Origin of the sequence: Streptomyces sp. WM4235 (genome assembly GCF_001279725.1) — a bacterium.
Taxonomy (GTDB): domain Bacteria; phylum Actinomycetota; class Actinomycetes; order Streptomycetales; family Streptomycetaceae; genus Streptomyces.
In genome coordinates this window covers 1-218 of sequence record NZ_LGDE01000418.1, presented here as the reverse complement: position 1 = coordinate 218, position 218 = coordinate 1, and the positions used below count along the sequence as shown (strand labels likewise).

1 protein-coding gene is annotated in these 218 nt (G+C 64.7%); it reads left to right on the top strand.

The genetic code is table 11. The annotated features are described in order from the left end of the window. Positions 1-218, top strand: a 218-nt coding sequence (locus tag ADK55_RS24275) for a transposase (RefSeq protein ID WP_199826618.1), incomplete at both ends; no start/stop codon positions are given.

Genomic DNA, 218 nt, shown 5'->3' with positions numbered 1-218 from the left:
TACTTGGAGTTGGATTGTTCCGGACGGCCTGTGGGAGATCGCGGAGCCGCTGATCCCACCGTCGAAGGTGCGGCCGCAGGGCGGCGGGACGCAGGACACCCCTGATGAGACGCTGTTCTCGGCGATCATCTACGTCCTGGTCAGCGGATGCGCCTGGCGGTCGCTGCCGCCCTGTTTCGGAATATCGAAGTCCACGGCCCACCGCAGGTTCCTGATCT